This window comes from Micrococcus sp. KRD070 (assembly GCF_017168435.1).
Lineage (GTDB): Bacteria > Actinomycetota > Actinomycetes > Actinomycetales > Micrococcaceae > Micrococcus > Micrococcus luteus.
Map to the genome: position 1 here is coordinate 108869 of NZ_JABFNH010000012.1, position 8617 is coordinate 117485.

Genomic DNA, 8617 nt, shown 5'->3' on the forward strand with positions numbered 1-8617 from the left:
GGGACCGGTCAGGCGTCTCAGGCCTGCGGCAGGACGAGCTCCTGGCCGACGTAGATCACGGCGGCGTCGGAGACGGCGCCCTTGTTGGCCTCGTAGAGGGCGGTCCAGCCACCCTCCACCTCGTACTCGTTGGCGAGCTTCCAGAGGGAGTCACCGGACTTGACGACGATGGTCTCGGCCTCGGCGACGACGGCCTGCTCCGCGGCAGCGGCCTGCTCAGCGGCGGCAGCCTTCTGAGCGGCGGCCTTCTCCGCGGCGGCAGCCTTCTGAGCGGCGGCCTTCTCAGCGGCAGCGGCCTTCTGAGCGGCAGCCTTCTCCGCGGCGGCGGCACGCTGGGCGGCAGCCTTGTCGGCGGCGGCCTGCTCGGCAGCAGCCTGCTTGGCGGCCCAGCGCTCGGCGGCGGCCTGGTCGGCAGCAGCCTGCTTGGCGGCCCAGCGCTCGGCGGCGGCCTGGTCGGCAGCAGCCTGCTTGGCGGCCCAGCGCTCGGCCGCGGCCTGGTCGGCAGCAGCCTGCTCAGCCGCGGCCTGGTCGGCAGCAGCCTGCTCAGCCGCAGCCTGGTCGGCAGCAGTCTCGTCCGCGGCGGACTGGCGCTGCACGGTGGCGGTGCGCTCCACGGCGACCGGGGCGGCGTCCACGTCGCCGGCGTCCGCGTCAGCCTGGGTCAGGCCCAGCTTCTGCGAGCACAGCGGCCAGGCGCCCCAGCCCTGCAGGTCCTGGAGGATCTCGGCGCGCTTGATCTGCTCGGCCTTCGAGGCCTGATGCGGGTAGCCCTCGCCGCCGACGGCCTGCCAGGAGGACAGGGTGAACTGCACGCCGCCGTAGAAGCCGTTGCCGGTGTTGATGTCCCAGGTGCCGTTGGACTCGCACTCGGCGAGGCGATCCCAGGTGTCCACGGTGGCGGCCTGGGCCGGAGCGGAGAAGCCCACGGCGGCGGCGCCGGCGAGGGTCATGCCCGCAACGATCGAGGCGGTGGCACGGCGGGAGCGGGTGGCGGAAGTGGTGAAGAGAGTCATGGTGTCCATGGCGAGTCCTCGCTGATCGGCGGCCGAGGCGCGCCGGGGTCGTCCTTCTCCTTGGTCGGGTCATGCCCTCCGTCGGTTCGAGACGACCCAGCAGCGGGCGACCGTCGGAGGGGGTTCGATGTCGTGGCCTCCCCGTCCCCGACCTCTCGGTCAGATCACGGTTCGATCACGAATCGGCTACGGAAGAGTCAACGACGGGAGCCCCCCTCGCGTCAAATCATGGGTCGACGGATTCTTGCCCGTCCGTCTCACATTTGAGATCAGGTGACGAATCGCTACCTGAGGCGGGAGTACGTGGACGAAATGCACGCCACTGCCCGCATTGGATCTCAGGGCGTCTGATTGGACAGTGTGGACAACCTCCGTCACAGGGGCGTGGGCGAAGGTCACGATCGACGGTCGAAGCCGTGACCGGCGTCGCGTTCGACCCGAACTTCGAGCGCGGGGCCATGGTTGCGGGTGGCCGCCGCGGTGGGCGCAGAGGGGCTGCGCAGGATCCATCGGGAGCTGATATTCCGTCAGTTGCATATTTATTCAAGACCCGGGTAGGATCGTCGCCGAGCACGCCTTCGACGGCCACGTGCCGCGCTCGGAGACGCCCCCCTATATAAAGGAGAAAACGTGAAGGAACGCATCATCCTTGCCTACTCGGGCGGCCTGGACACCTCGGTGGCCATCGGCTGGATCGCCGAGGCCACGGGCGCCGAGGTCGTCGCCGTCGCGGTCGACGTGGGCCAGGGGGGCGAGTCCCTCGAGACGATCCGCCAGCGCGCCCTGGACTGCGGCGCCGTCGAGGCCTACGTCGCCGACGCGCGTGAGGAGTTCGCCGAGCAGTACTGCATGCCCACGCTCAAGGCCAACGCCCTCTACATGGACGCCTACCCGCTGGTCTCCGCGATCTCGCGCCCGGTCATCTCCCGCCACCTGGTCGCGGCGGCCCGCCAGTTCGGCGCCTCGACGGTGGCGCACGGCTGCACCGGCAAGGGCAACGACCAGGTCCGCTTCGAGGTCTCCATCCAGACCCTCGGCCCCGACCTGAAGTGCATCGCCCCGGTGCGCGACCTCGCCCTGACCCGCGAGAAGGCCATCGAGTACGCCGAGCGCAACGACCTGCCGATCGTCACCACCAAGAAGAACCCGTTCTCGATCGACCAGAACGTGTGGGGCCGCGCCGTCGAGACCGGCTTCCTCGAGGACATCTGGAACGGCCCCACGAAGGACGTCTACGACTACACGGACGACCCCGCCTTCCCGCCGGCGCCGGACGTGGTCACGATCGCCTTCGAGCGCGGCGTCCCCACGGCCCTCGACGGCCGCGCGCTGAGCCCGCTGGAGATCATCGAGGAGCTCAACCGCCGGGCCGGCGCCCAGGGCGTGGGCCGGATCGACATCGTCGAGGACCGCCTCGTGGGCATCAAGTCCCGCGAGATCTACGAGGCCCCGGGCGCCATGGCGCTGATCGCGGCCCACCGTGAACTCGAGAACGTCACCCTGGAGCGTGAACAGGCGCGCTTCAAGAAGCATGTGGACCAGCGGTGGACCGAGCTGGTCTACGACGGCCAGTGGTACTCCCCGCTGAAGCGGAACCTGGACACGTTCATCGACGCGACCCAGGAGCACGTCAACGGTGAGATCCGCCTGGAGCTCCACGGCGGCCGCGCCACGGTGCAGGGTCGCCGGTCCGAGACCGGCCTGTACGACTTCAACCTCGCCACGTACGACGAGGGCGACTCGTTCGACCAGTCCTCGGCCCGTGGATTCATCGACATCTTCGGCCTGTCCGCGAAGACGGCCTCCGAGCGCGAGCAGCGCCTGCGCGGCGGCGCCGACCTCCAGGACGTCGCCCGCCTGTCCAACGACTGACCCCGCACGCCCCGCGCACGACGGCGGCCCGCCCGCGCCCGGGCCGGCCGCCGTCGGCCTGTCACCGACCTCGAGGAGACCTTCGATGACCGAGAACACCGACGCCCGCCACGGGACCAACGAGGGCGCCCTGTGGGGCGGCCGCTTCGCCGGCGGCCCTTCCGAGGCGCTCGCCGCGCTCAGCAAGTCCACGCACTTCGACTGGCGCCTGGCGCCCTATGACATCGCCGGCTCCCGTGCCCACGCCCGGGTGCTGCACACCGCCGGTCTGCTCAGTGCGGACGACCTGGACGGGATGATCGCGGCCCTCGACCGGCTCGAGGCGGACGTGCGTTCCGGTGCCTACACCCCGGCAGCGTCCGATGAGGACGTGCACGGCTCGCTCGAGCGCGGCCTCATCGAGCGGGCCGGTCCCGAGCTCGGCGGCCGCCTGCGGGCCGGCCGATCCCGCAACGACCAGGTCGCCACCCTCGGCCGGATGTTCCTGCGCGACCACGCCCGCATCATCGCGCGGGGCGTGATCGCCACGGTGGACGCGCTGCTCGATCAGGCGCGGGCGCACCCGTACGCGCCGATGCCGGGCCGCACCCACCTGCAGCACGCGCAGCCCGTCCTGCTCTCGCACCACCTGCTCGCGCACGCCTGGGCGTTCGCGCGGGACCTGCAGCGGCTCGTGGACTGGGACGCGCGCGCGGCCGTCTCGCCGTACGGCTCCGGGGCCCTGGCCGGCTCCTCCCTGGGTCTGGACCCGAACGCCGTGGCCACCGAGCTCGGCTTCGAGTCGGCCGTGTGGAACTCGATCGACGGCACCGCCGCCCGCGACGTGTACGCGGAGTTCGCGTGGGTCGCCGCGATGGTCGGCGTCGACCTGTCCCGCATCTCGGAGGAGGTCATCTTCTGGGCCACCAAGGAGGCGGGCTTCGTGACGCTGCACGACGCGTACTCCACGGGGTCCTCGATCATGCCGCAGAAGAAGAACCCGGACGTCGCCGAGCTGGCCCGCGGCAAGTCCGGCCGCCTCATCGGCGACCTCACGGGGCTGCTGGCCACGCTCAAGGGCATGCCGCTGGCCTACAACCGCGACCTGCAGGAGGACAAGGAGCCCGTCTTCGACGCCGCGGACACCCTCGAGCTGCTGCTGCCCGCCGTCTCCGGGATGATCGCCACCCTCGAGTTCCAGACGGAGCGCATGGCGGAGCTGGCCCCGCAGGGCTTCGCGCTGGCCACCGACGTCGCCGAGTGGCTCGTCCGCCAGGGGGTCCCGTTCCGCGAGGCCCACGAGCTGTCGGGCGAGGCCGTGAAGGCGGCCGAGGCCCGGGGCGTGGAGCTGTGGGACCTCACGGACGACGAGTACGCCGCCATCTCGCCGGCGCTGACCCCGCAGGTCCGCGAGGTGCTCAGCACGGAGGGCTCGCTCGCCTCTCGCGACGCCCAGGGCGGGACCGCGCCGACGGCCGTCGCGGCGCAGATCGGGGCGCTCGAGGACGCCCTGGCGCCGCTGCGCCGCTGGGCCGACACGCCGGGCTCCGTCGTCGACGCCCGCTGACGCGGTCGCCCGGCCGAGTCGGCGCCGACCGGGCCGGACGCGGCGGCGCCCCCAGGGCACCGCCGCGTCACCCGCCGTTCACCGCGGTCGGCGTAGCATGGGTGGTCACTTTTCCGCCGGGCGGGCCGCAGCATGGTCCGCCCCTCACCGCACCGCGAGGGCCCCCGATGACCGATACCGTGTCCGTCCGCCAGTCCGAGCTCGACCTCGAGCGGGGTCGGGTCGCCGAGCGGTACGCCCGCCTCGACGCCCTGCGTGAGGAGAAGGAGCGCCAGCTCGCGGCCGTGCGCCGGACCGGCCCGCAGGGGTCGCTGCAGAACCACTCCGAGCGCGACGCCTTCGCCAGCCTCTACGAGGACCGACTCGCCCAGCTCTACGCCGTGGACGACCGCCTCGTCTTCGGCCGGCTCGACCTCGACGCCGAGCGGGAGGGTGGGGCCGACGAGCAGCGGTACATCGGGCGCATCGGCCTCACCACCGAGGACCACGAGCGCCTCCTCGTCGACTGGCGCGCGGCCGAGGCCGGCGCCTTCTACCAGGCGACGGCGGCCCACCGGGGCCGCGTGCGCCGTCGTCGTCACCTGATGCTGCGGGGGCGCGAGGTGCGCGACCTCGAGGACGACATCCTGGACCCGACGCTGCTGGGCGAGGACGGCGTGCGCGCCGATGCCCAGGGTGCGCTGCTGGCCGCCGTCACCGCCCGACGCACGGGACGGATGGGGGACATCGTCGCCACGATCCAGTCGGAGCAGGACGAGGTGATCCGCGCGCCCCTGCCCGGGGCGGTCGTGGTCCAGGGCGGGCCCGGCACGGGGAAGACCGCCGTCGCCCTGCACCGCGCCGCCTACCTGCTGTACACCCACCGGGAGCGCCTCGCGCGCTCGGGCGTGCTGATCGTCGGTCCGTCGACCGCGTTCATGCGGTACATCGAGCGGGTGCTGCCCTCGCTGGGTGAGACCGGTGTCGTGATGTCCTCGCTGGGGACGCTGATGCCGGGCGTGCGGGCCGTCCCGGAGCGGGACCTCGACGCGGCGGCGGTGAAGGGCCGGCTGGACATGGTGGACGCCGTCGCCCACGCGGTCGCGCAGCGCCAGCGCCTGCTCGTCGAGCCGCGTCGCCTGATGATCGACGGCACGGCCGTCAAGCTCAAGCCGGCCATGGTCCGGCGCGCCCGGGACAAGGCACGGGCCACCCGCAAGCCCCACAACGAGGCCCGGGTGACGTTCGTGAAGATCCTCGTCCGCGAGCTCGCGGAGAAGCTGCGCAAGAAGCTGGAGAAGTCCTCGGGCACCCCGGTGCAGCGTGACCTCCTGCTCGAGGACGTGCGCACCTCGCGCGACGTGCGCATCGCGCTCAACCTCTGCTGGATGCCGCTGACGCCGGAGAAGCTCATCGGCGACCTCCTCACCCGGGAGGACCTGCTCCGGGCGGCCGCCCCGTGGCTGTCCGACGCCGAGGTCGGCGCGCTCCTGCGCCCGGCCGACGCCCCCTGGACCGAGGCCGACGTGCCCCTGCTGGACGAGGCGGCCGAGCTGCTCGGACGCCTCGACACCCCGGGCCGGGGCGGCGAGTCCGCGGCCCAGCACGAGCGCAACCTCGAGAACGCCCGGGCGTCCCTGGAGAACATGCACCAGACGCTCGCGGACCTGGGCGTCGACGGCGTCGTGGACGCCGAGCAGCTGGCCGCGGCCAATGAGGCGCGCGGCGTGCGACGGACCACCGCCGAGACCGCGGCCCGCGACCGCACCTGGACGTACGGGCACGTGGTGGTGGACGAGGCCCAGGAGCTCTCTCCGATGCAGTGGCGCCTGCTGGCGCGCCGCTGCCCGATGAAGTCGTTCACCATCGTGGGCGACATCGCGCAGTCCTCCCGTCGCGACGCGGCCGGCTCGTGGGCGTCCGTCCTCGCCCCGGAGTTCGGGGACCGCTGGCGCCTGGAAGAGCTGACCGTGAACTACCGCTCGCCGGCGCGCGTGATGCGCTGGGCCGCGCAGGTCGCACGGGCGGCCGGGCTCGAGGTCTCCCATCCGCGCGCCGTGCGCGAGGGCGACCACCGCCCGCGCCTGGTGACGGAGCCGGGCGGTGACGTCGCGGCCCTGGCCCTCGACGCGGTCGAGGCCGAGCGGGACCGCGTGCCCGAGGCCCTGACCGCCGTGATCGCCCCCGCCGAGCGGACGGGGGAGCTGCTCACGGCCCTCCGGGAGCGGTGGGGGGAGGCGGCCGTGGACACCGCGCCGCTGCCCGGCGTCGAGATCGTCGTCGCCACCCCGTGGGAGACCAAGGGGCTGGAGTTCGACACCGTCGTGCTCGTCTCGCCCGAGCGGATCGTGGCCGACGCGCGCGGCGTGGTGGGCGATCTGTACGTGGCGATGACCCGCGCCACCCAGTCGCTGTCCGTCGTCGCCGGGACGGACGCGGCCGCGCTGCCGGCCGGGCTGGCGGACGTCCCGGAGTGAGCCCCGCGGGCGACGTCGCACGTGCGCGGCGTCGCGGAGGCGCGCGGGCGCGTCGCTAGGCTGGGGGCTATGGCACCCCAGAACGAGGAGCGCGCGGCCCGACTGCGCGCACAGGCGAACGACCCGAGCTTCGAGAACGTCTGGCAGGAGCTGCGCTGGCGCGGGCTCGTGCACGTCTCGACGGACGAGGCCGCGCTGGAACAGGCGCTGGCCGGGGAGCCCGTCTCGTATTACTGCGGCTTCGACCCGACCGCTCCGTCTCTCCACCTGGGACACCTGGTCCAGCTGCTCACACTGCGCCGCCTGCAGCTCGCCGGCCACCGCCCGTATGCCCTCGTGGGCGGCGCCACCGGCCTCATCGGCGACCCGCGGCAGACCTCGGAGCGCGTTCTGAACTCGCAGGAGACCGTGGCGGCGTGGGTGGAGTCGCTGCGCGCGCAGATCGAGCCGTACCTCTCCTTCGAGGGGGAGAACGCGGCGACCATGGTCAACAACCTGGACTGGACCGCGGGCATGAGCGCGCTGGACTTCCTGCGGGACGTCGGCAAGAACTTCCGCGTCGGCACGATGGTGAAGAAGGAGATCGTGGCCAAGCGCCTGAACTCTGATGAGGGCATCTCCTACACGGAGTTCTCCTACCAGGTGCTGCAGGGCAACGACTTCCTCGAGCTGCACCGCCGGCACGGCGTGACCCTCCAGACCGGCGGCTCCGACCAGTGGGGCAACCTCACCGCCGGCACCGAGCTGATCCGCAAGGTGGAGGGGACCCACGCCCATGCGCTGGGCACGCCGCTGATCACGAACGCGGACGGCACCAAGTTCGGCAAGTCCGAGGGCAACGCCGTCTGGCTCGACGCGGAGATGTGCTCCCCGTACGCCTTCTACCAGTTCTGGCTCAACACGGCGGACGCGGACGTCGTCGACCGGCTCAAGGTCTTCACGTTCCTGACCCGCGCGGAGATCGAGGAGTACGCGCAGAAGGTGGCCGACGAGCCGTTCCGCCGGGAGGCCCAGAAGCGCCTGGCGTGGGAGGTCACGGCGCTGGCCCATGGAGAGGAGACGACGACGAAGGTCATCGAGGCCTCCCATGCCGTGTTCGGAGGCGGCGACCTCACCACCGTGGATCCGGACACGCTGACCGCCGTGCTGGCCGAGCTGCCGCAGGCCGACCGGACCCAGTGGGAGGGGGAGCCGGGCACCGTGACCGCGGTCGAGCTGCTGGTCTCCACCGGGCTGGTCGCCTCGCGCTCCGAGGCGCGTCGGACGGTGCGCGACGGCGGCGCCTCGGTGAACAACGTGCGGGTGACGGATGCCGACCAGGTGTTCACCCGAGACGACGCCCTCGCCGGCCGACACCTGCTGGTGCGCCGGGGCAAGAAGAGCATGGCGGGTGCGGACCTGGGGGAGGGCTGACCGCGGCTGCAGACCACCGGTGTCCACCGTGAGTCGCGAAAAGTGACCGAGGACACGACGGGCGGCGACGGCGAAGCAACCGCCCACGGGAGGAGCACAGGGCCCCGTTTCCCGCAGGATTCTGCGGAGAACGGGGCCCTCCTTCGTGCCCGGACGCCGGGTGTCACCCCTGATTTTGTGTTCGGTGGGATTCGTGTGTAGAGTTCCATCTCGTGCTCAAGACGCCGACCGGGTGACCGGGAGGCGGGGTGAAGAACACAGAATCCGCGGATTCATGCCGAGAATGGCAGGTCCAGGGCGGGTGGTGCTCACCGGGT

At 72.3% G+C, this 8617-nt stretch carries 5 protein-coding genes; 4 read left to right on the top strand and 1 reads right to left on the bottom strand.

The window, feature by feature from the left end; genetic code table 11:
* Nucleotides 1-17 precede the first annotated feature (17 nt).
* Nucleotides 18-1022 carry a resuscitation-promoting factor Rpf gene (rpf, locus tag J1M38_RS04420; protein WP_113914366.1) on the bottom strand — a complete coding sequence of 335 codons (1005 nt, stop codon included), beginning with the start codon at nt 1020-1022 and terminating at the stop codon, nt 18-20.
* A gap of 621 nt (nt 1023-1643) precedes the next feature.
* On the opposite strand from rpf, the gene J1M38_RS04425 reads away from it, so the two are divergent.
* The 4 genes from J1M38_RS04425 to tyrS all read left to right on the top strand — a co-directional run bounded on the left by J1M38_RS04425 (nt 1644) and on the right by tyrS (nt 8300).
* Nucleotides 1644-2885 carry an argininosuccinate synthase gene (locus tag J1M38_RS04425; RefSeq protein ID WP_206481824.1) on the top strand — a complete coding sequence of 414 codons (1242 nt, stop codon included), beginning with the start codon at nt 1644-1646 and terminating at the stop codon, nt 2883-2885.
* 85 nt (nt 2886-2970) lie between these two features.
* A complete protein-coding gene (argH, locus tag J1M38_RS04430) occupies nt 2971-4431 on the top strand; it encodes an argininosuccinate lyase (protein WP_044659914.1) in 1461 nt (486 codons plus the stop codon).
* Nucleotides 4432-4598: 167 nt separating this feature from the next.
* Nucleotides 4599-6887, top strand: a complete 2289-nt coding sequence (locus J1M38_RS04435; protein ID WP_044659915.1) for a UvrD-helicase domain-containing protein — start codon at nt 4599-4601, stop codon at nt 6885-6887.
* Nucleotides 6888-6956: 69 nt separating this feature from the next.
* Nucleotides 6957-8300 (top strand): tyrosine--tRNA ligase, encoded by a 1344-nt coding sequence (gene tyrS, locus J1M38_RS04440; RefSeq protein ID WP_044659916.1) that lies wholly within the window; start codon nt 6957-6959, stop codon nt 8298-8300.
* The last annotated feature ends 317 nt before the right edge of the window (nt 8301-8617 follow it).

What these genes read in the sequence shown, in the direction of transcription:
- rpf (WP_113914366.1), bottom strand. Translation starts at nt 1,022, where the DNA reads ATGGACACCATGACTCTCTTCACCACTTCCGCCACCCGCTCCCGCCGT.
- argH (WP_044659914.1), top strand. Translation starts at nt 2,971, where the DNA reads ATGACCGAGAACACCGACGCCCGCCACGGGACCAACGAGGGCGCCCTG.
- J1M38_RS04435 (WP_044659915.1), top strand. Translation starts at nt 4,599, where the DNA reads ATGACCGATACCGTGTCCGTCCGCCAGTCCGAGCTCGACCTCGAGCGG.
- tyrS (WP_044659916.1), top strand. Translation starts at nt 6,957, where the DNA reads ATGGCACCCCAGAACGAGGAGCGCGCGGCCCGACTGCGCGCACAGGCG.